Origin of the sequence: Weissella viridescens, assembly GCF_003862435.1 — a bacterium.
GTDB classification, from domain to species: domain Bacteria; phylum Bacillota; class Bacilli; order Lactobacillales; family Lactobacillaceae; genus Weissella; species Weissella viridescens_A.
In genome coordinates this window covers 364517-387760 of the sequence record NZ_RHGY01000001.1, presented here as the reverse complement: position 1 = coordinate 387760, position 23244 = coordinate 364517, and the positions used below count along the sequence as shown (strand labels likewise).

The window sequence follows — 23244 nt, the reverse complement described above, 5'->3', positions numbered from 1 at the left end:
GACTAAAATTCGACTAACACGCGCCCACGGCTATGGTTTTCTTTGGCAAAGTGTTGTGCTGCAATCGTGTCTTCAAATTTAAAAATCCGCCCCACCGGTGCTTTTAATGTCTTATCCGCTAACGCTTCAATTAAATCGTTGTAGTCTTTAACCGCAAAGGATTCATGTATAAACTCTATATCTGAAACACGTTCACTTTCCATAATAGCAATTGAAACAATGCGCGTGACATTGTTGGTCGCAATAATTCGTTCCAACAACTGCTCACTTCCAGCAATATCCACTAAAATTGCATCTTGTTGTTGCGGTAACTGTTCCACGGTATAACAAGTCTGACTTGGTAATTCTTTATCAAAGTATGCCTGGCTCTGTGTGGAAACAATCGGATATAAGATACCTTGGTAATTATCCATTTGGAGTAATTGGATGAGATAGAGGCCAATCACGGAATTAGCCCCTGTCAAAATGACATTTTGGCGCGTATCAGCTTCAATTTCTCGAGCAACTCGCAGAGCCGTTCCAGCACCAGCAATTAATGTCGCGGCGTCAGTTGACGCAACTGAATCTGGTAAACAAAAGAGCCATTCCGGCTTCTCATTGCGCACATACTCGGCATATGCCCCAGCTGGTTGCATCACCAAAACACGTTTTCCTAATAAGGCTTGATCACGATTAGCGCCAACTTGAGTCACAGTCCCAACGCCACCAGTACCAATTACTTTAGGTAGGTTCGCCATCGCTTCGCGCGTTGCATGTGCCGAACTTTCACGCTTCCAATCAGTTGGTACGACTGGCAAAACAGCCATTTTAACCATTACTGAATCTGGTGTTAGTTCTGGAACCGGAATTTGTTCGAGCTTAAGGCCATCAATCCCATCAAAATTTACTTGTTTAATGACTTTCATTTATTCTCCTTTTTATAGATACACGTGTATCTATAATGAAAGTATAGTCATCTAAACAGGTGGTGTCAAACAACTATATTTATCAACGTTAACAAAGTCTGGTTTACCTAGTTTACAAAACTAGATAATGGGGTTAATATAATCTTATCAACAATTAATGAAAAGAGAGGTACGTCATGCCTACATTAACAACATCAAATCGACACTATCTCATTAAATATGAAGTTCTCAACACAGTTACCCATGCCCTTGGCGCCATTGCTGCAATTGTTGGTGCCACCTTACTACTCGTAAAATCTTGGCAACATCATTTTTCTACCCTCACCCTCACTGCATTAACGATTTATGCCGTATCAATGATTGGGTTTTTGTTAGCCTCAACCTTATTCCATGCCCTCGTCTTCACCAGAGCCGGCAAAATTTTCCAATTTTTTGATCATTCTGGTATTTATTTTATTATTTTAGGTAGCTATACACCTTACACCTGGCTTTTTCTTCCACCAAATGTTGGTTGGCCGATCTGGTTTACTATCGCAGGTTGTACCGTTTTAGGTCTCATCTACGATTTATTCTTCGTCGGACGTTGGCCATGGGTCTCCGTCATTATTTATGTGTGTATGGGGTGGTTAGTCATTCTCGTCTTTCCAATGGTTTATGCTGCCCTCTCACCCGTTTCATTTACGTTGCTCCTTGCTGGCGGGATCGTTTATACGATTGGGGCTATCTTTTATCTGCTCCCAAAGATGCCCTATGCACATGTATACTGGCATATTTTTGTCCTCATCGCAGCAACCCTAATGTATATTTCAATCTATGATATGTTGTTCTAAAAAACACCGTGAGTGTAACGTCACTCACGGTGTTTCTTTTATTTATGCTAGAACCATTTGCCAAGTTAAGCCAAACTTATCTGTAACCCAAGCAACTAACTTTAACCCTTCAATCGGAGCTGGTCCCATCATAACGGTACCATGCGCACTTAATTGGTCAAAGACCGCCTGAAATTCTATCTCTGTGTCAAACTCAGTATAAATTGAAAATACCCAATTTAAGGCTGGTACCATATCTTGATCCATATCCATAAAAAACAATTTTTGTCCCTGAACTTCAAGTTCACCGTTTAGAACTTTTCCCGTCATTTTAGCAGGACTCTTAGGCATATTTTCAGGATAACGCACAAGCTGTTTAATTGATGCATCCGTGAAAACGGCTTGATAAAAATTCATCGCAGCCTCTGCATTTTCCGGCATCGATAAAAACATCGTCATTTCCATAGTTACTTATCCTCTTCTTTCAGTGATAGAGTTCGTTGCATCTCAACATGATCCATCCCTGCATCAACAAACACTTCTCCCTGCCGTACAAATCCAAGTTTTTCGTAAAATGGCATTGCAGTCATTTGGGCATTTAAATCAATCGTATAAATCCCACTTTGACTAGCATCATCCATGATTTGACGCATTAACCGTTGTGCATGACCACTCCCTCGTGCTGTTTTAAGTGTTGCAACACGTTCAATATGCCAGTTCGCACCATTTATCAATACGCGCGCGGTGGTTGCGGGCTTACCATCTAAGTATCCAACATAATGCATGCGTTGCTGATCAGCACCATCATGTTCACGTTGTACAGAAACACCCTGTTCACCAATAAAGACGGCATCTCGAATCTTTAAAGCGTCCTCCGCAATTTTCCCTAAACCGTTTTGCCTTTTAATTTCTAATTCATTCATACTCTACCCTCGCGTTAGTGTTAGTAATGTCATTTTACGCGCATCTTGTTCACTGTCAATTGAACCCACAACTGATTATGGATTAACTTGATTCATCAGAAAAACCCGATGTGTTAGTCTACACCAACACATCGGGTTCAATTAATCATTTCTTAGTTGACAGTTTGTACTACGCCGCGCTTTTTTTATTTGTTAAATACGACTTAATTCCCGTAATCACTGCCGGCAAAACTGAAATAAACAGAATACCAAAGATGACAAGCGAGAAGTGTTGTTGAATGAATGGAATACGACCGAAAAAGTATCCAGCAGGAATACATACTAACGTCCAAAGAGCTGCCGCAATCATATCCAGCATGATAAATTTCTTATAGGGATAATTTGCAAGTGCGGCGGTAAAGGGCGAAAGGGTTCGAATAATCGGCATGAAGCGTGCTAAGATAATCGCAAAAGCACCATATTTTTCAAAAAAGTGATTTGCATCGTCCAAATTTTTCTGAGAAATAAAGTGACCAAGAACCTTACTATGCACTAAAGGCAATCCAATGTTACGCCCAATAAAGAAGTTCAAAGTATCCCCTAGAATAACGGCAATCCACACAATGATAATTAAAATAAAAGGATTTAAGACGTTTTTGGGCAAAGCCGCAACTGCACCAGCGGCAAATAGCAAAGAGTCACCTGGTAAGAACGGGAAAATAACCGAACCGGTCTCAAAAAAGATAACTGCAAAAATCAAGGCATAAGACCAGGGTCCTAAAATATTCACCCAGTGATCCAAATGTTTATCAAGATGTAAAAAAACATCTATAACTGTAGAAACTGTATTCATTTCAAATTATTCCTCATTTCCTAACCCCTATTAAATTAGCTTAGTGCCTTGAAGCTGTTAACTGGTACTTGGCACTAACTTGACGCAACAAGCCAACTGCTAAGCAAAGCACTGCACCTGCTAATAATATACTACCTAATACATCTGAAGGATAGTGGTCACGTAAAAATACACGCGCGGTTCCAATTGCTAATACCCAGATGACGGCCAGCACAAACGTAATATCATGTGCGAGAACTGAATTCGTTTTACGATAAATTAAGAACGCAAACGCAAATGCAATCATGGCTGTGGTAAACACGTGACCACTTGGAAAGCTGTAACCTGTATCTACAACTAATTTTCCAGATGGTCTGGGTCGCTTTACCAACAATTTAATCATAAGTGCGAACGCACTGCCACCAAAAAAGGTGATAAAGATAAAAACACCTTCACGAAAGTACCGGAAAATGAATAAACCAGCAACAATGAGAACGACTAACACCGTATTAAAGCTAGGACTACCGATGGCTGACAGATGGGTCATAAAACTAATGGTAGCACTCGAATCCATTGGTTTGAGAAAATTAAAAATAGCCTGATCAAACTCATGAACAAGAGGCACCTGTGCGATGACCATGCCACCTAAAATAATAAAAAGGGCAAAAAATAATCCCGCCACATTGTACAACGCGCGCGGAGATTTGGACTGAATTTCATTTCGCATAAAATTTCCTGATTTCTTTCAATTTACATTAGTTATAGGCTCACTTTCTTTAAAGTACCCTAAATAATTAAACTACCTTTATGTTTTTAAAAAAGCTCAAAAAAAGTCCGTTCCTGAATTAACAGAAGCGAACTATTTTAACTCATTTTTCGAATTACTTTAAGAAATCCTTGTCAGCATAGGCAGGATTTGGATAGTTATAAAAGCCTTTACCGCTTTCTTGTCCGGCATATCCTTGATCACCCAATGCTTTAAGTTTATCCAACCCGGCATCAAATCCGTTTGGTTCATTACCCGTTCGTGAGGTTGAAAGAATCGTATAAAGACTTGGAATCCCAACTTCATCCATAATCGCAAATGGGCCACGTGGTGCTCCTGTTGCAATCATCCATGTCTTATCGATTGTTTGAGGTTCGGCAACATCATTCCCCCACAAGGCCAAAGCTGAACTCAAGAATGGCACCAACATCGCATTTAAGACATAACCATGTTGCTCTTTCTTCATCACAATTGGCACCATACCAATTTCCCGTGCGAATTGCTCCACTGCTTGTTCAGTTGCATGACTCGTTTTATCTGACACCATAATCTCAGCGGTATTCTGAATCCAAATATGATTAGCAAAATGTAGATTCAAAAACTTATCTGGACGATCTGTATACCCACTCAATTCTGACGTTGTCATTGTTGATGAATTCGATGCAAAGATGGTCGCAGGATCAGCCACTGAAGACAATTGCTTATAGAAACTTTCTTTAATGCTTAAACTTTCTGGAACGGCTTCAATCACAAGTTCTTTGCCTTTAACTGCTTCAGCAAGGTCCGAAGAAAATGACAAATGATCATGTGCTGCTTTAATTTGGGCATCTGTGGCATGCATATCTGTACGATAATTTGCATCCCAACCATTAATTTTTTCCTTAGCTGCTGCAATTGCAGCGTCGCTAATATCATAAACTGTTACGTTCTTACCAAAATAGGCACTTTGGTAGGCAATCTGACTTCCTAAAGTTCCACCACCAGCTACTACGATATTCTCCATGACTATACTCCCCCTTTTGTAATCCAATTTACCTGTCTATCCGTTAGTTTTCATACTTATCCAAATGCCGAATCACTGCTTCCAGTTCCTTCTCATCGGCAAGGGCTTCTTTTTCATCATACTTACCGTACTTACCAATTTCGCTCAAGATATGTTTAATTTCATGAATTGCTTTGTGCTCTTCAGCCCATTCTTTAATCGAATGTGACTTAACCCCACTTTCCAATACATCAAGCTTATTCAAATTATCATCCAACTTTGACAAAGTATCTGCAATGTTTGCAATTACTTTTTGTTCTTTTTCAGTATAATCATCCATAAAATCACACTCCTTTTCACTCGGTTAGCCACCAATACGGTTCATCAGCTAGCACAGGTTACCAACTGACTATGTTAAATATATCACAATCATTTCATACATTACAAACTTTTAATCCATACTATTTTGCTATATATTGATTAAATGCCGTCAACAAGTCCCCAAAAATCGTGCATAGTCTACATATTCTCATGATAAATCCCTTCCCAAAATCGCTCTAAAACAGCGTTCTAGCTCATAGAATTTACATCATTTCATAATGATGTTATAATCTTTACAAATATGTTACACACCCAATGGAGGAATTTCGCATGGATAATCTACAAGACTTGGCAAACGAGGCCTACGTTTATGGCCTACCCCTAGTTTATAATTTGGATCAAATTAAAAAGTCAGTTGAAGAAGGTTTTGGAACAAACCCAGCCGTTCCATATAATGAATTCAGTTATGCCCAATCATTATCAGATGCTAGCGACAAATTCGTCAGTGTTAATAATGATACGGTTTATAACAACGCTCAATTAGATTTAAGTGCTGGTCCACTTTATCTTGAAATTCCAGCAATGGGTGATCGTTATTACGTTTTCCTCTTTGTCGATGCTTGGACTGATAATTATGCATACATTGGTCAACGCTCAATTGGTGGCAATGGTGGGAAATTCATGATTACACCACCTGACTTCACTGGTAAAGTGACTGAGGGATATACTCAAATCAAGAGTCCTAGCCGTTTTGGTGAAATTGTTGGACGTATTGCTGTCACTGATGATGCCGATATGGATAAGGTTAAAGCAATCCAAAAGCAACTTACTTTGACGCAAGCAACGCCTGAAAATAAGGTATCTGGTATCCCAACAATCGATAACAGTGATCCACTTGCCTTCTGGAAGAAATTTAAGGCTTACTACGACCTTAGTGCTCCTGCCGATCGTTACAAGCCATTGATTGAAAAGTATCGTCAACTTGGTATTTTTGAAGATGAACTTCCACAAGACCATTTGGATGTGCTAAAAGAAGCTTTGACACAAGGACCTGCGCAAATTAAGCACTTCCTTGAAAATGTGCCATTCCCTATCGAAAATGGTTGGCAAAAAGATTTCCACGTCTTCGATTACAACTTTGACTACTTCGAACTTGGTAGTATCGAGTCTGACGAGTGGGAAATGCCACACAGCACTGAAAAGGAATTAGTTGATGCTAATTTCGTTCGTGCCGCTGCTGCTATTGGTGGTCTATGGGGTAACCAAAGTTATGAAGCCGTTTACTTGCTTAATTACCTTGATGGCGATAAAAAGCAATTGAATGGTGCGAATAACTACGAAATTCATTTCGAACAGACACCACCAAACAATGCCTTTTGGTCAATCACTATGTACCAAACTGAAGGATTTACCTTGATTGAAAATCCAATCAACCGTTATTCAATCGGTGATCGTACTAAGGGCTTGCAAAAGGATGCTGATGGTGGCATCACAATTAAGATTTCTAACGAAGAACCAAGTGAACTTGCTTCAAACTGGTTGCCATCACCTAAGGGTGATTTCCGACCAATCTTGCGTGTTTACCTGCCTGACGAATCTGTGATTAATGGTGATTACCACTTCCCAGCAATCAAGAAAGTTAAGTAATCATTATTACTAAGACAACTAGTTATGACTAGTTGTCTTTTTTTTCCAAAATATACAAAAAAAGCTCGACTGGATGACACTGTCATCTCAATCGAGCTTATTACATTAAATTTTCTTTTCACCAGATTCAGCTTCACGTGTTTCATGTGCAGATTCTGTAAATTGCGCTTGCTTCTCTAGGCGCTCTTCTTTACGCTTTGCATCTTCTACTTCACGTGCGTCGGCAGCTTCAAATTCGTGTTTCTTCTCCATTATCGCTCACCTTCTTCATCTTTCTTTTCGTTAACCCAGTCTTCTTTACTATAATGTTCTTCTTCGTGCTTATAATACTTTTCGTCTGCATCAGTTGCCTTAGACTTTGTTGCATCTTCTAAAGCTTCATCAATCTTCTTATCCGTAGCATCTTGAGCTGCTTCACGATTTTCTTTTAATCCATCACGCATCGTTGCCATCATAAGTTCCTCCAAAATTATAGTTCCAACCATTTGGTTGTTAATGTTATTTTAACGCAACTGTAATGTTTTGTAAAATAAAGTTGCTGAGGAACGTTGTTTTTTATATCAAAAAATATAGTAAAGTTATAAATTTTAACAAATCGTTTCACTTAATTCGATTTATGGACAACTTCAACAAGAACTTGTCTATGCTCACTCACCCAATAAATTGAAAAACTATTGCCAAAAAGATGCATCAATCGGCAATAGAAACATCTTTCTATTGCCTAAATACAGCATTTGCAATATCTTGGGTATATCAATTCGTCAGAGTGTCTTAGATTAGAGGTAATCCAAATGGAATTTTCAAAACTACTGAAAACTGAACGCATGCAACAATCATTAACGCAAACTGAATTGGCAGATCAAGTCTTTGTCTCATCCAAGACAATTTCAAATTGGGAGACTGGGAAGACCCTACCTGATTTAGATAGTGTCGTTCGACTAGCACAGGTGCTGGATCTTTCATTGGATACATTACTTTTGGAGGACAAACAGATGCAAGAAAATATCAAAGCGCAAGAAAGTATTCGGGAAACAAAAAGGTTTCTACTATTCGCCAGTATTACGAATTTTTTCTTTATTATCATCCTATTTATTCAACCTTTTGTTGGTCAACTCCCAAGCATTGTGGGTTGGCTCATCACATTGGCAACTTTTTCGAATCTATTTGTTATTGCACAACTGGGACGACATCTTGGAAACCTCAAACAAGAAATTGGCCAACCTTATTCTGCAAAGAGAGCAAGGGTTATTTTCATTCTCGAATTTTTGGCCATCTTACTCATTATTTTCGCTTTAAATTTTCTAATCAAATAAAAAACCACGCTAATCCAACCATTAGCGTGATTTTTCATCTTTAGCCATATTAATCAATGTCTAAAACAGTTTTGACACTTTCTTCAAAATTAGGAACATCATCATCTAAAACAGTATATAAATCATTTTGTACGTCAGCCAAGTCACCGTTTCGGATTAACTGCTGAAAGACAACAAACAGATCTGCCGTTCCAGCATCGAATCCAGAATCTAACAAACTTTGCTTATATTCAGAATCTGACACTTGTTCAATTTTAAGCGGCTTTGTCGATACTCGCGCCACTGTTTCAGCCAACTCTTCATATGTGTGGGCCCGACCAGAAAATTCATAGATTTCTTTTGGATTTTCCATTTGTAGCAGTTTAACGGCTGCCCGAACATACTCAACTTCAAGCGCCCAACCAACTTTTCCTGACCCAGCAGAATATACGGCTACGCCATCACTTACGATTTTATTCATAAATGGGAGATCATTTTCTAGATACCAGTTATTACGTGCAAAAGCATGCGCAATGCCTGACGCTTGGATAAGCGCTTCAGTCTGCTTGTGATCCCCCGAAAGTGGGTTATCTACCTTATCCGCATGGGGGAAACTGGTATAGACAATAAATTGGACATCAGCTTTCTTGGCAGCCTCAATAATATTTTGATGTTGCGTCATTCGTGGAAAATCCGGATTTGGTTGCGATGAAATAAATAATAATTTATCTACGCCATGCATTGATTCTGCTAATGTCTCAACCGAATCATACGCACCCGGACGAACTTCGATTGCGTCATCAAACATCGTCTTAGCCTTGTCAATATTGCGTGCTAGCGCAATCACTTGATCTTGTTCAGAAAGCTCACTTTGCAACAATTGAACTGCTTGACTACCAAATCGTCCAGTTGCTCCAGTAACTGCAATTTTCATCACTTCTACCTCTTTTCATTTTTCCTACTACAGACATTATAACGCTAACATTTCAAATAGGATATGAATGTCACCTGTTCAAAATAAAAGACGTTAAGTCAATTCCACTTAACGTCTTTTATTTAAGGTAATGCCTTTGGTTTTAAGCCATTATCTGTAATTTGATATGTTCCTGGAACAATCTTTTCGTGATAAACATTTTTAGCTAACGCTTGATAAGTCTGATGTTTCTTTGGCAAAACCATATACTCATATTGGCTATTAAAATCTTTAAATTGATCTGGTGTATCGTCAAAGGCTTCCTTTGCATCAGCATTCTCAGTAAAGAAATAATAACGTGCTACAAAATCAGCATAATAAGAATTAACATCATCGGCATCGGCATCAACTAATAGAATTCTGCGATCGTTCAATTGTTTTGTTTCTTGTGTTGTTCGTTTCAATAGTTCTGGCAAAGCATTTCGATTCAATCGATCAGTAAAATGCATACCCCCGATTTCTGAATTGATGCCAATAATTGAGAATGTGAAAAAAATCATCCCCGCATATTGGTAACATTTCTTAGCTGTTAACGAACTAAATGATCTTAAATTCCGCAATTTAAAATCTTGTTCCTTAAAATGCTCATCCAATGTAATCACCAGTGTGGCAGCACTCAAGAAAATCAGCAAAATAATCATCGTTGATAAATATCGCTCAAATCCGGCTAGTACAACTGCTTCAGCCTCTGGCATCGAAACGATATACATACCATAAATACTGATGTAATAAAGTAAAAACATAACATCAAATAAAATGGCCATCTTTAACAAACGATTCCGTTGCCCCAATAGTTTCAAGCCTAACCAGGTTAACAGGAGTACGCCATTAATCAAAATTAATCCTTGCGTAGAAAGTGAGCTCAACTCGCTATTTGCATGCAACATTTTTTTAGCAATCTCAATTAAATAGGACGTATGCTCTCCTGATAACTGCGCCCCATATGAGGCCGTATCAATTTGATGTTTTGACTCTGGGAAAAGATGTTTCACATGATACTGCCACCAATAAAATGGCATAATACTCAAGACGATTGCCAACATCCATAATCCTAAATTCATCAATCTATTCTTGTAGGCCATCACCCTAGTTTGGCATTGTTTCAACAAAATTGGATTATTTTGAAGTAACATATAGCCATAATAGATAAAAATAATACCCGCAAAAAATGCGCCAGAATTTTTAATCAATAGTAAATTGGCAACTGCTAAGACAACATGCCCAAACTGGCGTTTTTGATGCTCTTGATAAACATAAACACCCACCAATCCAGCCAACGTTACGGCAGCCAAGACATAATCAACCAAAAGATTATTAAATCGAATTTGAACATTAAAAATCATGGTAACCGCAATTGCTAGTACTAGTAGTCCAGATAGCATCATACGCGTCTTATCACGCATAAAACCGAAGACACTATAGACAGCAGCCCAGATATAACCAAATTGTGCGAGTAACATATTGGATTCACTAAAACCAAGAAAATGGACGACATACGTAATGGCTAGACCCATTGCTGGTGGATATGATGTAAACGAAATGATCCCATCCATGCTAGCATTTGTTGGGAGATGCCCGGTAAAATGCATGAACTTAACAATTGTCGCCCAATGTGAGAAATTATCATAGTGAATCATAATGCTATGGTAAATGCCCAGAGCAAGTAAGCCACCCATGACCACCATCCAAATATCGAAGGCATGAATATCAATCGGCAATGCCGCCTGCTTTTGCCAAAATATTCGGAAGACATAGTACAACAATAATATCCAACCTAAGCCATTCACGACATAGATACCCGGATTCAAATAATCAAGCATCGCAAAGACATATAGCATCAACGTTTGCATCCAAAATGCCGTGATCCAAGCCAAATAAGGTGAAATGCCATTAACCCGTAAAAATCGTTCGTATCCTAATAAGGAACCAACTAAGAGCAGGATTCCAAATAGATTCATATTTGCTTACCTCGCTTTGTCTTACCTGTTAGGTGACGATTCATACGTTTACGCCAGTTTTCAAATCGATTCATCAAATTTAACCAAAGTTCATCAAGCGGTGTAATCCATTTATCTTGTTCGTCCGTTAAATTAGCATTTGATCCATCATATACAATTCGTAAATAGGCATTTAAATGCTCTGGTAATTGATCTGCTTCAAGAATTTGAATAACCCCATGTTGTACACCATCCAGGTCAAACACACGTAAGATACGCCCCTGTAGAGGCAATGCTTCGTCATCATTATCATAAAGCGTAATTGTATGCATTTCGCCTGGCTTAATTAGCGACGTTTGCACGTGTCGTAATTTAAATTTGATTGCCGTATCAGAAAGATCCACAGTTTGTAGATCAATCGTTAATCGGCCAAGTTGCATGGTACCATCAAAGCTTCTTGAAAAGCGTTCATTTGATCTAAAAAGTGGCCGGCCACTCGCAATAAACAAACAAAACGTTAGATTGATAAAATGCGTCAAAAGCCAAAAAGTAATGACACTACCATACAAAATTTCAGAACCAAATTTTCCGTAATTAAACTGAATCAACGACATAAGAATCAATACCCATAAAATCAAGTACGGCAAAATATATAAACGGTCTTGCCAAGTTGTTTTAGAGGACTTATCGGTCACAATAAACTTTTTTTCTTTCAAACCTAAGCTCTCAAAGAGTACGGGTAAAACAAGGAAGGGCGCAAAAAAGGTTTCTTGTACCTCACCCCATCGTTCATTTCGAATTGGACCAGAGGTATCACCCAAGACCCAATGTTGTAAGAAATGCCCAGGCGCCCAAAAACACATCAATAACCAGAAATTAGCCATCACGACCGGCTGATTAAATAAGGCAAATAGAATGGGTGCCATGATAAAAATCAGTCTTCTAAAAAAAGACCACCAATACAAGTAACTGTTAATCAAAATCAATCGATTCACGATTGAAAAATGTCGATTCGTAAAGATATGCAGATTACGACATGATTGGATAACACCACGCGCCCAACGCTTCCGCTGTGTAATAACACCTTTTAAATCACTGGGTGAGAGCCCACTCGCTTGTGGCTCTTGCGTAGAGTAACTCATATACCCTTCTAAATTAATACGTGCACCTAATTCAAAATCTTCTGTCAATGTATCAGTTGGAAATCCACCCGCTGCATCAATCGCTTCACGCAAAAATAACGCGTTCGATCCTGTAAAAATAGCTGCACCATTCGCACTATTTAAGACGTTAATATCTCGTGAAAAATAATCCTGTTCATTTGGCACAATGTTTTCTGAGAATAAATTATATTGAAAAATATCTGCATTATAAAAGCTCTGGGGTGTTTGTAGAAAACCCAGTGGCTTTTCGTTTTGATCAAGTTCTCTTTGATGCCAATTCTCCAAAAATGGTGGCACGCTGGCATTCAAGAAAGTAGAATATGGAATCATATCTGCATCGAAAATAGCGACTAATGGTGCTGATAATTGCGCCAAGGCATGATTAATATTTCCAGATTTTGCTTCAGTATTTTCTGCAAAACCAACATATTTTGCGCCATAGCTCGCAGCTAATTCAGCAACTTCCGGACGATTACCATCATCAGCGATACAAACTGTAATTCCCGCTTGATTGCCATACTGTTGTTTAACGGCAGCATTCACCGTTTTACGCAATAATTCGACTGATTCGTCATGTGTCACAATCACAATATCAACATTTGGTAAGTCTGCTCCCTCAGGATAATCCAGTTCATCCAAATGTTGCGTTAGGTCATGTTTAGATACTCTCAGACGTAAGAAAATGGTCAGATATGCTGTGCAATTAGACATAATCTCACACACGACTAAGATGATTGCAAAAGCGATGAGCCAGTATGAAGCATGCCATGGCAGTGTGAAGAAAACACGCCAGACCAAATAAAAGACTGTCAATAAACAAGAGAACAAATACATCATTCTTTTTTTCTTAGAAATCATGCCGACCTCCGTTTAAAGACAATGTGCTTTTGGATTTGAAAGCTCAACAAGCATAATAATCCATCCCCAATTAACTTCGCGCCTGTTGCGAGCCCCACATTTCCTGATTGACTAATTGTATGTGCAATCAAATATGTTAAAGCACCAGAGCACAGCATCTGTACTGCCATTAAAATACAATACTTTATGAGCGTCTTGTCACCTTGCTTATCAAAAACAACTTGACGATTTAATCCATAATTGACAGCGCCTGAAATAAGTCGTGCCCCAACCGTAGCCCACATGACACTGCTTAAATTTTCAGTCCCCATTAACTTCAAGAAAACGGCGAATAATGTAATGTCGAGTAAAAATGAAACTAGCCCCGAAAAAATAAATTTCATGAATTGGGCATAGATAGAAAGCGAATCGGCAACCACACGGAAATGCGATGAAGCATTTTCATCGATATAGATGGTTTGGATGGGCACTTCTCGAATCTGAATGTCATTTGCTTTCGCATTTAGCAACATCTTAAATTCAAATTCAAAATGATTTTCTGGAAAGGTTTGTAGCATTGGTACATATATGCTTGGTACAATTCTTAAACCAGTTTGTGTATTTGAAATATCCAGTCCGGTAAAGAAATGCGTGAGTTTATTCGTTAACACATTCCCAAATCGGCTTCGGAATGGAATATCCTGACTAAATTGACGACTACCAATGACCAAATCTTTGCCATTAAATGCCCGTGTAAGTTTTAGTACATCCGTAACCGCATGCTGTCCATCAGCATCCATGGTTACAACCCCTTCAATATTGGGGCACCATTCACTAAAGTAACTGAGACCATGTTTTAACGCAGCACCTTTACCTTGATTAGATTCATGTCGGAGCACGACAACTTCATCTGGATACTGCGCTAAAATCTCATTAAAAAATCGTTGATATTCTGGTAAAGATCCATCATCTACGATAATGATATTGTGTTTTAAAATTGGCTCCATGATTAATTCATCGACTAACCGTACCAACTTCTCGTCTGGATTTAGTGCTGGAATAAGCACACCAAATTCCCCCATAAAATGACTCCCCCTGATGTGTTTTTCTAAATCAATTCCCCAAAAAAGATTTAGAAACAATTTCGTCTAAGAATGTACATTAACATATAAAATTTTTATGGTAAACTAAATCTCTCATTTTAGGACATGTACAGGGGCAAAAAGTCAATATGATTACAATTCTATTGGTACAGGTATATTGAAATCTCACAGCAATAGCTATATACTAGTTGACATTGTGTTGTTCATACTATTTGCTTAGTCAGTGGTATGCCCGTTTTGATCCGAAGAGGAGACTTTTACATGCACACTTTCGCGGGCTTTCTAATTGTTTTGTTCTTTATTACAAGCATTTTAGTCGCCTTAGTTTATGTTTACCAAAACACGCTCATTTATAGCAATCAGCTATTCCCAAAAGTCATTACGATTATTTTATATATCGTCTTTACCTATCTCATCCTTATTTTGGATGCCAATCTGGTGAACCGATTGATTTTATATTTCGTACCACTTTTGTTCATTAGCTTGGATACAGCACTTTGGAAGGTTATCTTCTGCGCCTCAATTCATCCTTGGCTTATGGCGCTCTACATCGGCCGTTATATCTCTATTCCACATCATGATGCCAAAATTTTATTTGTTAGCGAGATTATTTTGATGCTCGTCTTGGCCGCTTTGACCATGACAATTCAAAACAAAAAAATATTAGCCCCTATTCTGGCCGTTTTCTTCGCCTGTTTAGAGTATTGGCAAAGCTATCAATTTAAAGATATTCTCACGCCAAAATCACTGATTGCATTTGTTTGTATCTTGTTAGCCTACCTCTTTTTCGCTTGGTTAATCACTTACATCAATAAAGTTTGTGAACGTCTCAGAAATGAATTGTTCTACGATAAATCTCATGATGCCCTAACGCATGTTTATAATTATCATCAGCTGACGACCGATTTATTTCAGAAAGCACCCATCGCAAACCGTGATGCATGGATTATCATTATGGATATCGATAAATTTAAAAGTATCAATGATACCTACGGTCACCAACATGGCAATCTAGCATTAAAATTATTTGCCAATGTGTTAAAGACAACCATCGCAAAGGATATCCCAAATCGGTCTTATCGCATTTATCGCTACGGAGGTGAAGAATTTGTCCTTTTAATTTCTTCTGAAACGGATGATTTATCTGCTGACCAAGACGTGATTGCTTCTGTCTTAAAACATTTCCAAAAAAACTTGTATGAACAAAGTAGCATTTCTTTACCAACACCAATTACTTACTCAGCTGGCGTTAGCCATACAGTTTTTCACAATTATCATACTTTACGCGCATTTGAAAAAGCAGATTTGTTTCTCTACCAATCTAAATTTAATGGACGTAATCTATTTTCATTTGATGAGCCACAATCCTAAAAAAGCACCTTCAGTTAACTTCAAAACTGAAAGTGCTTTTTTTGTGAAAATTATTGTGCGATTCGTGTCTATTTAATTGAACTTCTTTTCAAACTGTTCCCGTATATTCTGTAAAGAAACCTCGTTCGTATTCGTAAATGTCACATCCCCTGGCACACCAATTCCAATGGCGACTTCATGAGCACCGCGAATGGATTGAATCCCCGCTTCGGCATCTTCCAAACCCATCACTTGATCTGGTTTCAAATCCAGGATTTCTGCTGCACGTCTAAAAATTTCTGGATCAGGTTTACCTGCGTGTAACGTTGCAGGATCTACTACACCATCAAAATAGTGTGCAATCTCTAAACGTCCCAAAATAGCTGGTGCATTTTTTGAGGCTGAAGCGACACTTAATTTATAACCCTGCGCCCTCAATTCCTCCAAAAAGCTTTGCATACCCGGCAAAATATCATTCGGCGTTAAAGTTGCAATCAACTTTTTATACGCTTCATTCTTTTGATTCGCCAACTTTTGCAATTCTTGCTGCGAATATTGGTGCGCCAGGTTTCCTGCCTGTAAAATCAAATCAAGTGACCCCATTCGGTCAATGCCTTTTAAGGCTTCTTGTAATTCTGGTGTCCACGTTACCCCCAAACTTTCAGCTAATTGTCGCCATGCTATGGTGTGGAATTTTGCTGTATCTGCTAAAACACCATCTAAATCGAACGCCACGCCCTTAATCTGCGTAAATGTCATATTATTCAACCCCCAAAGTCACGACCAATGGCTCCCCATTAGTTACCAAATACTCTTCATCATTGATTTTCACTTGAATGGTTGCATCAGCTGTCAAAGAAATATATGTGTGGGTTTCCACAATATCTAGCCATATCCCTTGATACTGTTGCTTAAAGTGAATTGACGCCCATGTCTCTGGTAAGTTTGGCTTAATTTCAGGCATACCTGCAAGCAAATGGACTCCCGCAAATTTATTTTGAACGACTGCTAATGTTTCCCCCATCACACCAGTGTGGATACCTTCGGCCGTGGTCCCGCCTTGAATATCATCAACGTCAGAACGAATGGCATGTGCTAGTAATTGCTCCGCCTCGTCAAGTTGACCTAACGTCACATCAATTCCCGCAAATACTGGTCGAGAGGTGGTTGATCCATGAACAGTTCGCTCTAAGTAGTAATTCTTATTAACCGCCAACCAATCGGATTTTAGTGGGTACCCGAGTTGCTCAAGTAATTTGGCAACTAAACCATCATCAAAATTATATAAGAGCATGAGTAAATCAGCTTGCTTAGCAACTTGATAATCATCAGGTGACTTCCCTTCTGCTTTCAATAAGCGATCAATCCGATGAATATCTCCATATTTTTCAGCATAGGCAGCAAAATCTAGTTCTTTTAATGCAAAATAACCTTCATACTGTGCGAAGACACCAGCTTCATTTCGTTCTAGTCTCAAACCATGCGCAACTGCTTTTGCACGTTCCAGCAATGTTGCATCAAAATTATCACTAGCCGCAATGGCATCGAATGCACTGAAGTCTGTTTGAAGTTCCAAAATCCAATTCAGCAACCACGTCAACATAACATTGGTATAAGCATTATTTTTAATACCTGCCGTTTTGGCGTCAGGATAGGCCTCATGGAATTCATCCGGTCCCATCACATCTGCTAGATCAAATCGACCATCATCAGCTAACTGCACTTTATGCAACCAAAATTTGGCAATTTCAAGTAACATTGTTAATCCGCCATTTTGTAATAAACTGACATCCTTGGTTATTCGGGTGTAGACCCATAAGTCATAAGCAATCGCCAAACTCACGTGCCGTTGTAATCTCGAATTATCTGGAATCCATGATTGGTCAACGGTGTTCAAGTGAATGACCTGTGCCTGCTCGTCACCGTATAATCCTGATTGCCATGGGTACATAGCACCAGCTTCTGATTCTCTTTGGGCATTTGCTTGCGCCCCTGCTAATCGTTGGATACGATATTGAATTAATGCTCGCGCTGCTTTTGGATCATTAGCCGCATAGTAAGGTACCAAGAAAAGTTCGTCCCAGAAAATATGGCCTCGGTATCCTTCACCCGTCAAACCACGCGAACCAACCGAAGCATCTAAATGTGGATTGGCATTACTTTGTGCTGCTTGATGTAAATGAAAGATGTTCAACCGGATTAATTGTTGTAGACGTTTGTCATCTGACTCGACTTCAATATCTGCATCATGCCATACATCACGCCAATATTCTAAACTATGATTTCGAACAAAATTTAAATTAACTTCAGTCATCAACGCTGCCAACGCCTCATCCAATGGTGTAGACGTTTCTTGCGACGTCGCCACTGAAATTGTCTTATTCAAGATAACTGGCACATTCGGTAAAAGGGTTGTTGTGTAACTCTCAATAAGTTGATCAGCGGTTGCTTTTGTTGTTCCTATAACAACTTGATCCTGTTGCCATACCTTGGTCGTTGCCCCAATTGCAATATCAATTCCTGATTGCCTTGTTTGCACATAGACTTGATGTTTAGCTGAATCAATCTTTTTGACGTTAAATTCTGTTGCATCAAAATCCCGATAACGGACCACATTTTGGTTTGTGACACTCGCGTCAATAATACTAGCTAGTTTTAATTGCGCTTCAAAGTCTGTGCTTAACTCAAGCTGCATCCCCATGTGATGCCACGCAATTGGATCAACCATTTTGGTCGTCGTGAGTGTGACCGTACCTTCGGCCAATCCAAATGTAAAGGTTTCAGTCAACTCACCTCTATCAAAACGGAGATGACTCGCTCGTGTTTCCAAGTTATTTTCAGATAGCAATTGTCCATTGATCCAAATCTGCGTAAGCTGTGGATTTGGCAAATTGACTAAATCTTCATTAACAACCATTCGGTCAGCCACCGGTGTCTGGGTTTGATTGAATACCCCTGCTACATAGAGTGCTGGATAATGATTATCACTAAAAGTTGACCATACCGGCGCACCGCGCCATCCAAGATAACCATTGCCTAAAGCCAATAAAGCTTCTTCACCATATGATTTAGCTGCTTTTGAAATATCATGATAGGCTAATTCCCAATTCGCGTGATTCATAATGTTTCCCCTTATTCGACGACGTCTTTAAAGACGTTTTTCTTTTCGGCTGACTTTGCTTTTTGTATATCTGCATCTGAAAATCCCCAGAAGTAGACACAGATAAATGAAATGACTAATGTGACAGTGGCAGCAATTACAAAGGCCCAGATGTTAAATGGATTGTGCGGTGAAAAGAATGATGGGAATCCAATCAGCGAACCTGTAAAGCCAAACATATCAATTTTCATTAATCCGGCTAAGAAACCTCCGATGGCACCACCAATGTTGGCCATCCAAAAGACACGACCATACTTCAAATTCACCCCATACATCGCTGGTTCCGTCACGCCGGCAAACGCTGATAATGCCCCTGCCAACGAAATCCCCTTTAGATTTTCGTTCTTAGTCTTGGCCCAAACGGCCAAAGCACCGGCACCTTGTGCAATCATTGTGAAATTAATCAATCCATTTAAAACTGAATGTCCAGTTGAGGCTATATCATTGGAAATAATGGGGATAACCATCCAATGCAATCCAAAAATAACCAAGCATTGATAAAAGCCACCAATAATAAAACCAGCTACCGCTTCATTTAACGTTACCAACCAATTAATAGCGGCTGCTAATCCAGCTGAGAGTAGTGAGATAGCTGGCCCCATAACAACAAGTACAGTCGTCGTCACGATAAAGACCGTGAACAATGGCACGAAAATTGAACGTAAAGCCATAGGTGTATGTTTCTTAAGCCAATTGCCAACCGGTCGCGCCATCCACGCTGCAAAGATAATTGGAAAGATTGAGTAGGCATACTGTGGAATGTGGATTGGAATGCCAAAGAAGTTCGCATTAAGTGGCACACCTAGTAATGTCGGCATTCCCTTCGTTGGTTCAGCCCAAATGGCTGCAATCGATGGATGAACTAGTACACCCGCAATGGTCGCAACGACAATTGGATCAGACTTCAACTGGCGCGCAGCGCAGAATCCAACCAATATTGGTAAGAAGTAGAAGGCTGAGTCACCCATGGCATTTAAAATAATATAAGTTGATGATGCTGGATTAATCCAGTGCAAATTTTGCGTAAAGAGTGTCAAAAACCCTTTTAAAATTCCAGATGCTGCCAATAGGCCAATGACCGGAATCATTGAGCCAGTAATCGTTCCAATTAAAAGCTGAAACGCATACTTCACCCACCCCAGTAAAGTGGTTGGTCGTTGTTGCCCAGTGGCGACTTCATCGATTTCCGGATCAGCTTCATCTTCCCCACCAGCATACTTGGGTCCCAATTGCTTAATGACTTCATCGTAGACATCTTCTACGGCCGGTCCGATGACAACTTGGTATTGTCCTAATTGCTTGTTATAAACTGCTCCGGCAACCCCATCAAGGGCTTCCAAGCTCGCTTTATCAGCCTTGCTTTCGTCTTTCAAATAAAACCGAAGTCGTGTAATACAGTGAATCACCGAATTAATATTATCCGGTCCCCCAACGCCTGTAATGATGGCACTGGCTAAATCCTTATAGGCTTGTCCCATTGTTTTACTCCCCATTTTCTTTCTATCGCGTCGCGAAACCGACTTCTTCCCCAGTGGTAACGTTACGTACTTGATCATCAATTTGAACTGTTGCGCCTAATTTCTGTTCATTCGGCATGACAACCATGACCGTTTTCGCTAAATCATGATTGGTAATTTCATTCCAATCAACTTTCACCAACTCATCGCCAACCTCAACGATGTCTCCTTCCGCAACAAGTGGTTTAAAAGGCTTACCACTAAGGTTCACGGTATCAATCCCAATGTGAATTAAGTATTGCAGATTATCGGCTCGTTCTAGTCCAATGGCATGTCCCTGAACCAATGTGACTTTCGCAAACACAGGTGCTTGGACAACCGCGTTTTCAACTGGATTTAAGCCATAACCACGTCCCATCATCCCTTGTGAAAAAACAGGATCATCAACTGCCCGTAGTGGAATTAACTCCCCACTCGCTACCGCAAAAATCCGTTGATCATCAATTAGTTCACGCTTCTTTTTAAATCCAAACATTTTGCTTTCCCCTCTTTCATTAATGCCGTTTGGCAAATACCACACTTGAAAATCGATCAGCACGATGCCGCGACTCCGTATATGAGACAACTGAACTGTCCTTCAAATATGTTTTACTTCGAACAACCACGACAGGTGTATGCGCCGGAATTTGCATATACCGTCGATCATCTGCATCAGCCTGTTCCACCGTCAGTGTCTTAATGGCATAATCAATTTCTAGCCCTAATCCGTTCTCAAAATAATCAAACAGTGACCGTTGCGCTGCCTCCGCCGTTAAGTCTGGTGCTACCGAATGCAAAACATAGTCATAATCGATAATATCGATTTCCCCATCTACTTTTCTCAGTCGTACCACTCGAGTCACTTTCGTCGGTTCTTCAGCGCCAAATAGTTTTGGCAACCAGCCTGGTTCAAAACCAACTAATTGATTCTGTGAACGCAAGCTCTCACTTTGCACTAACTCTGTGTAACTCGTAATCTCAGATAGTGGAAAATGAAATTGACGTTGATCAATCGCAATCGTCCCTTTTCCACGTAGTCTCTGGACATAACCGTCCTCAGCCAGTTGTTTCATCGCCTTCCGCACTGTCTCGCGTGCCACACCATAAGTTTGCATTAACTTATGGTCACTCGGTAATAACCTACCTTGTTCAAATTCCCGATCTAGTAATCGCGCTTGGATATCTTGATAAATCTCCCGATATTTTTCCATATCTGTTCTCCTTACACTCTTAATTTAACAAGTTTTGTAAGCGTTTACAATGACGCTGTTATCGGTACCGTCTTGCTTGACTAGGCATGTTTGCTAGAGTGCCTACCGGACTGGTTTTAGCGATGCAGACAACTTTTTTTCGTTCTAAAAATTTTGCACAAAAAAAAGAAGGCACACTTGTGCCCTCTTCTAAAATGACTATGCTTTTGCAGCCGCAGCCATCGCAACTGATGAAATATAATTAATTGGTTGACTAAAATTAGGTTGGAAGAAAAAGTCTGACAGTGCTAACTGATCAATGGTCATTTTATTTTCAATTGCCAAAGAAACAACATTAGCAGCTTGTGTAACATCATGGGCTGACAAGAATTCCGCCCCAATTATCCGACGTGTTGCTTTCTCCCAAACGAGCGAAGCAACCACGCGTTCGGTTGATAACATAAAGTCAGGACGATAATCCTCTTCAATTGTAACGGCGTCAGCTATAATCCCCTTTGCCTCAGCATTTGCCACACTTGTTAAGCCAGTTGTACCAATAGCTGTTTCATATAACTCTACAGCAGAAGTAGCTTGGGTTCCTGGGTAAGCCACAGTTGGTTTAACAATATTCAGCCCCACCAACGTTCCTTGTCGAACCGCATTAGTTGCTAATGGAATATAATCATACGTTTGCGTGGGATTATAAAATACTGCACTAGCATCACCTGCTGCATAGACATCTGGCATTGATGTTTGCATATACTTATCCGTCTTAATTGCTCCATTTGGTAAAGTATCTAATTGATCTGCAACTAAGTCAGTATTTGGCGCAAAGCCAATCCCAAGGATCGCAATATCGGCTTCATACTCCGCTTGGTCTGTTTTTACCAAAATACCAGCTGCTGTATCTTCAAACGCGACAACTTTTTCATTCATAGCTAACGTCACACCATGATCTTCGTACTTATTTGCGATAATTTCAGAAAGTTTTGGTGAAACGTTTTTAGCTAACACACGGTCAAGTGCATCAATTAAAGTAATTTCCTTACCTGCTAACGATAGTTGTTCTGCCAGTTCTGCCCCAATATATCCTGCACCGATAACAATTACGCGCTTCAAGCCTTCAGTTTGCGCCTTTAAGCGGTTCGCATCATCCCAGCTCTTACTCATGTAAATTTTATCACTATTAATCCCCGGAATCGGTGGGATAATTGCCTTAGATCCAGACGTAATAATAATCTTGTCAAACTTTTCTTCGTGCATCTCATTGTTAGCCAAATCTTTAATTGAAAGCTTTTTTTCAGCTAATTGAGCTTGGGTCACCTCCGTTTGCATATGCATGTGAATCCCCTGTGATTCTAGTGATTCGGGTGACTCATAAAACATACGATCTGGTGAAGAAACATTATCCCCAATCCATAGTGCAATTCCGCAAGAAAGGAACGAAACTGTTTGGTTTTTTTCAAACACGTGAACTTCGGCATCTGGGACTTCAGCTTTAATTTGTTTTGCTGAAAAAACACCAGCATGGGTACTTCCAATAACTGCAACTTTCATAATTGGCCTCCAATTTTTAACC

The 23244-nt window shown here is 39.6% G+C and carries 23 protein-coding genes; 4 read left to right on the top strand and 19 right to left on the bottom strand.

Annotated features, from left to right (window positions below; all coding sequences use genetic code 11):
* Window positions 1-2: 2 nt before the first annotated feature.
* Window positions 3-905, bottom strand: a complete 903-nt coding sequence (locus D3P96_RS01975) for a quinone oxidoreductase family protein (protein ID WP_124942716.1) — start codon at window positions 903-905, stop codon at window positions 3-5.
* A 176-nt stretch (window positions 906-1081) separates the two neighbouring features.
* Here D3P96_RS01975 and trhA point away from each other — a divergent pair, with 176 nt between their 5' ends.
* Window positions 1082-1735 (top strand): PAQR family membrane homeostasis protein TrhA, encoded by a 654-nt coding sequence (gene trhA / locus D3P96_RS01970; protein ID WP_124942715.1) that lies wholly within the window; start codon window positions 1082-1084, stop codon window positions 1733-1735.
* Window positions 1736-1777: 42 nt separating this feature from the next.
* Here the strand turns inward: trhA and D3P96_RS01965 are convergent, their stop codons facing one another.
* The 6 genes from D3P96_RS01965 to D3P96_RS01940 form a co-directional block, all read right to left on the bottom strand.
* Window positions 1778-2179 carry a VOC family protein gene (locus D3P96_RS01965; protein ID WP_124942714.1) on the bottom strand — a complete coding sequence of 134 codons (402 nt, stop codon included), beginning with the start codon at window positions 2177-2179 and terminating at the stop codon, window positions 1778-1780.
* A 2-nt stretch (window positions 2180-2181) separates the two neighbouring features.
* The gene (locus D3P96_RS01960) at window positions 2182-2637 is read right to left on the bottom strand and encodes a GNAT family N-acetyltransferase (protein WP_124942713.1); all 456 of its coding nucleotides are present in this window, start codon (window positions 2635-2637) and stop codon (window positions 2182-2184) included.
* 169 nt (window positions 2638-2806) lie between these two features.
* Window positions 2807-3469, bottom strand: coding sequence for a VTT domain-containing protein (locus D3P96_RS01955; protein WP_124942712.1), 663 nt, complete (start codon window positions 3467-3469; stop codon window positions 2807-2809).
* A gap of 40 nt (window positions 3470-3509) precedes the next feature.
* Window positions 3510-4022: a phosphatase PAP2 family protein gene (locus D3P96_RS01950; protein WP_185696055.1), complete on the bottom strand. Its 513-nt coding sequence runs from the start codon at window positions 4020-4022 to the stop codon at window positions 3510-3512.
* A gap of 307 nt (window positions 4023-4329) precedes the next feature.
* Window positions 4330-5217 carry a 3-hydroxyacyl-CoA dehydrogenase gene (locus D3P96_RS01945; protein ID WP_221621566.1) on the bottom strand — a complete coding sequence of 296 codons (888 nt, stop codon included), beginning with the start codon at window positions 5215-5217 and terminating at the stop codon, window positions 4330-4332.
* Between the two features lie 43 nt (window positions 5218-5260).
* Window positions 5261-5536 carry a hypothetical protein gene (locus D3P96_RS01940; protein ID WP_124942710.1) on the bottom strand — a complete coding sequence of 92 codons (276 nt, stop codon included), beginning with the start codon at window positions 5534-5536 and terminating at the stop codon, window positions 5261-5263.
* Between the two features lie 311 nt (window positions 5537-5847).
* Here D3P96_RS01940 and D3P96_RS01935 point away from each other — a divergent pair, with 311 nt between their 5' ends.
* Complete coding sequence (locus tag D3P96_RS01935; RefSeq protein ID WP_185696054.1) at window positions 5848-7164, top strand: DUF1254 domain-containing protein; 1317 nt, start codon at window positions 5848-5850, stop codon at window positions 7162-7164.
* A gap of 105 nt (window positions 7165-7269) precedes the next feature.
* Here the strand turns inward: D3P96_RS01935 and D3P96_RS08315 are convergent, their stop codons facing one another.
* Together D3P96_RS08315 and D3P96_RS01930 are read right to left on the bottom strand one after the other, a co-directional pair.
* A complete protein-coding gene (locus D3P96_RS08315; protein ID WP_185696053.1) occupies window positions 7270-7416 on the bottom strand; it encodes a hypothetical protein in 147 nt (48 codons plus the stop codon).
* A complete protein-coding gene (locus D3P96_RS01930) occupies window positions 7416-7616 on the bottom strand; it encodes a hypothetical protein (protein WP_148091215.1) in 201 nt (66 codons plus the stop codon). The genes D3P96_RS08315 and D3P96_RS01930 overlap by 1 nt, the downstream gene beginning before the upstream one ends.
* 339 nt (window positions 7617-7955) lie before the next feature.
* Here D3P96_RS01930 and D3P96_RS01925 point away from each other — a divergent pair, with 339 nt between their 5' ends.
* The gene (locus D3P96_RS01925) at window positions 7956-8477 is read left to right on the top strand and encodes a helix-turn-helix domain-containing protein (RefSeq protein ID WP_124942707.1); all 522 of its coding nucleotides are present in this window, start codon (window positions 7956-7958) and stop codon (window positions 8475-8477) included.
* Between the two features lie 49 nt (window positions 8478-8526).
* Here D3P96_RS01925 and D3P96_RS01920 read toward each other — a convergent pair whose 3' ends face one another.
* The 4 genes from D3P96_RS01920 to D3P96_RS01905 form a co-directional block, all read right to left on the bottom strand.
* The gene (locus tag D3P96_RS01920) at window positions 8527-9390 is read right to left on the bottom strand and encodes an NAD(P)H-binding protein (protein ID WP_124942706.1); all 864 of its coding nucleotides are present in this window, start codon (window positions 9388-9390) and stop codon (window positions 8527-8529) included.
* Between the two features lie 122 nt (window positions 9391-9512).
* Window positions 9513-11387 (bottom strand): ABC transporter permease, encoded by a 1875-nt coding sequence (locus tag D3P96_RS01915; protein WP_124942705.1) that lies wholly within the window; start codon window positions 11385-11387, stop codon window positions 9513-9515.
* A complete protein-coding gene (locus D3P96_RS01910; RefSeq protein WP_244919045.1) occupies window positions 11384-13387 on the bottom strand; it encodes a glycosyltransferase in 2004 nt (667 codons plus the stop codon). The genes D3P96_RS01915 and D3P96_RS01910 overlap by 4 nt, the downstream gene beginning before the upstream one ends.
* The gene (locus D3P96_RS01905) at window positions 13384-14448 is read right to left on the bottom strand and encodes a bifunctional glycosyltransferase family 2/GtrA family protein (RefSeq protein WP_124942704.1); all 1065 of its coding nucleotides are present in this window, start codon (window positions 14446-14448) and stop codon (window positions 13384-13386) included. The genes D3P96_RS01910 and D3P96_RS01905 overlap by 4 nt, the downstream gene beginning before the upstream one ends.
* Window positions 14449-14730: 282 nt before the next feature.
* On the opposite strand from D3P96_RS01905, the gene D3P96_RS01900 reads away from it, so the two are divergent.
* Entirely contained in the window at window positions 14731-15840 is a 1110-nt protein-coding gene (locus D3P96_RS01900; protein WP_185696052.1) for a GGDEF domain-containing protein, read from the top strand.
* A 72-nt stretch (window positions 15841-15912) separates the two neighbouring features.
* On the opposite strand, the gene pgmB is transcribed toward D3P96_RS01900, so the two are convergent.
* The 6 genes from pgmB to D3P96_RS01870 form a co-directional block, all read right to left on the bottom strand.
* Window positions 15913-16578, bottom strand: a complete 666-nt coding sequence (gene pgmB / locus D3P96_RS01895) for a beta-phosphoglucomutase (protein WP_124942702.1) — start codon at window positions 16576-16578, stop codon at window positions 15913-15915.
* A gap of 1 nt (window position 16579) precedes the next feature.
* The gene (locus D3P96_RS01890; protein ID WP_124942701.1) at window positions 16580-18940 is read right to left on the bottom strand and encodes a glycoside hydrolase family 65 protein; all 2361 of its coding nucleotides are present in this window, start codon (window positions 18938-18940) and stop codon (window positions 16580-16582) included.
* Between the two features lie 11 nt (window positions 18941-18951).
* Complete coding sequence (locus D3P96_RS01885; protein ID WP_124942700.1) at window positions 18952-20457, bottom strand: PTS transporter subunit EIIC; 1506 nt, start codon at window positions 20455-20457, stop codon at window positions 18952-18954.
* A gap of 22 nt (window positions 20458-20479) precedes the next feature.
* A complete protein-coding gene (locus tag D3P96_RS01880; RefSeq protein WP_124942699.1) occupies window positions 20480-20971 on the bottom strand; it encodes a PTS sugar transporter subunit IIA in 492 nt (163 codons plus the stop codon).
* Window positions 20972-20990: 19 nt separating this feature from the next.
* Window positions 20991-21686 carry a trehalose operon repressor gene (gene treR, locus D3P96_RS01875; protein WP_124942698.1) on the bottom strand — a complete coding sequence of 232 codons (696 nt, stop codon included), beginning with the start codon at window positions 21684-21686 and terminating at the stop codon, window positions 20991-20993.
* Window positions 21687-21884: 198 nt separating this feature from the next.
* Window positions 21885-23222 (bottom strand): FAD-dependent oxidoreductase, encoded by a 1338-nt coding sequence (locus D3P96_RS01870; RefSeq protein WP_124942697.1) that lies wholly within the window; start codon window positions 23220-23222, stop codon window positions 21885-21887.
* Window positions 23223-23244: the final 22 nt, after the last annotated feature.

Excerpts from the sequence above, each read along its gene's own strand:
- D3P96_RS01945 (WP_221621566.1), bottom strand. The coding sequence starts at position 5,217 with ATGGAGAATATCGTAGTAGCTGGTGGTGGAACTTTAGGAAGTCAGATT.
- D3P96_RS01920 (WP_124942706.1), bottom strand. The coding sequence starts at position 9,390 with ATGAAAATTGCAGTTACTGGAGCAACTGGACGATTTGGTAGTCAAGCA.
- D3P96_RS01965 (WP_124942714.1), bottom strand. The coding sequence starts at position 2,179 with ATGGAAATGACGATGTTTTTATCGATGCCGGAAAATGCAGAGGCTGCG.
- trhA (WP_124942715.1), top strand. The coding sequence starts at position 1,082 with ATGCCTACATTAACAACATCAAATCGACACTATCTCATTAAATATGAA.
- D3P96_RS01955 (WP_124942712.1), bottom strand. The coding sequence starts at position 3,469 with ATGAATACAGTTTCTACAGTTATAGATGTTTTTTTACATCTTGATAAA.
- D3P96_RS01870 (WP_124942697.1), bottom strand. The coding sequence starts at position 23,222 with ATGAAAGTTGCAGTTATTGGAAGTACCCATGCTGGTGTTTTTTCAGCA.
- D3P96_RS01900 (WP_185696052.1), top strand. The coding sequence starts at position 14,731 with ATGCACACTTTCGCGGGCTTTCTAATTGTTTTGTTCTTTATTACAAGC.
- D3P96_RS01940 (WP_124942710.1), bottom strand. The coding sequence starts at position 5,536 with ATGGATGATTATACTGAAAAAGAACAAAAAGTAATTGCAAACATTGCA.
- D3P96_RS01960 (WP_124942713.1), bottom strand. The coding sequence starts at position 2,637 with ATGAATGAATTAGAAATTAAAAGGCAAAACGGTTTAGGGAAAATTGCG.
- treR (WP_124942698.1), bottom strand. The coding sequence starts at position 21,686 with ATGGAAAAATATCGGGAGATTTATCAAGATATCCAAGCGCGATTACTA.
- D3P96_RS01915 (WP_124942705.1), bottom strand. The coding sequence starts at position 11,387 with ATGAATCTATTTGGAATCCTGCTCTTAGTTGGTTCCTTATTAGGATAC.
- D3P96_RS08315 (WP_185696053.1), bottom strand. The coding sequence starts at position 7,416 with ATGGAGAAGAAACACGAATTTGAAGCTGCCGACGCACGTGAAGTAGAA.
- D3P96_RS01975 (WP_124942716.1), bottom strand. The coding sequence starts at position 905 with ATGAAAGTCATTAAACAAGTAAATTTTGATGGGATTGATGGCCTTAAG.
- D3P96_RS01925 (WP_124942707.1), top strand. The coding sequence starts at position 7,956 with ATGGAATTTTCAAAACTACTGAAAACTGAACGCATGCAACAATCATTA.
- D3P96_RS01880 (WP_124942699.1), bottom strand. The coding sequence starts at position 20,971 with ATGTTTGGATTTAAAAAGAAGCGTGAACTAATTGATGATCAACGGATT.
- D3P96_RS01885 (WP_124942700.1), bottom strand. The coding sequence starts at position 20,457 with ATGGGACAAGCCTATAAGGATTTAGCCAGTGCCATCATTACAGGCGTT.
- D3P96_RS01910 (WP_244919045.1), bottom strand. The coding sequence starts at position 13,387 with ATGATTTCTAAGAAAAAAAGAATGATGTATTTGTTCTCTTGTTTATTG.
- D3P96_RS01930 (WP_148091215.1), bottom strand. The coding sequence starts at position 7,616 with ATGGCAACGATGCGTGATGGATTAAAAGAAAATCGTGAAGCAGCTCAA.
- D3P96_RS01890 (WP_124942701.1), bottom strand. The coding sequence starts at position 18,940 with ATGAATCACGCGAATTGGGAATTAGCCTATCATGATATTTCAAAAGCA.
- D3P96_RS01950 (WP_185696055.1), bottom strand. The coding sequence starts at position 4,022 with ATGGATTCGAGTGCTACCATTAGTTTTATGACCCATCTGTCAGCCATC.
- D3P96_RS01905 (WP_124942704.1), bottom strand. The coding sequence starts at position 14,448 with ATGGGGGAATTTGGTGTGCTTATTCCAGCACTAAATCCAGACGAGAAG.
- D3P96_RS01935 (WP_185696054.1), top strand. The coding sequence starts at position 5,848 with ATGGATAATCTACAAGACTTGGCAAACGAGGCCTACGTTTATGGCCTA.
- pgmB (WP_124942702.1), bottom strand. The coding sequence starts at position 16,578 with ATGACATTTACGCAGATTAAGGGCGTGGCGTTCGATTTAGATGGTGTT.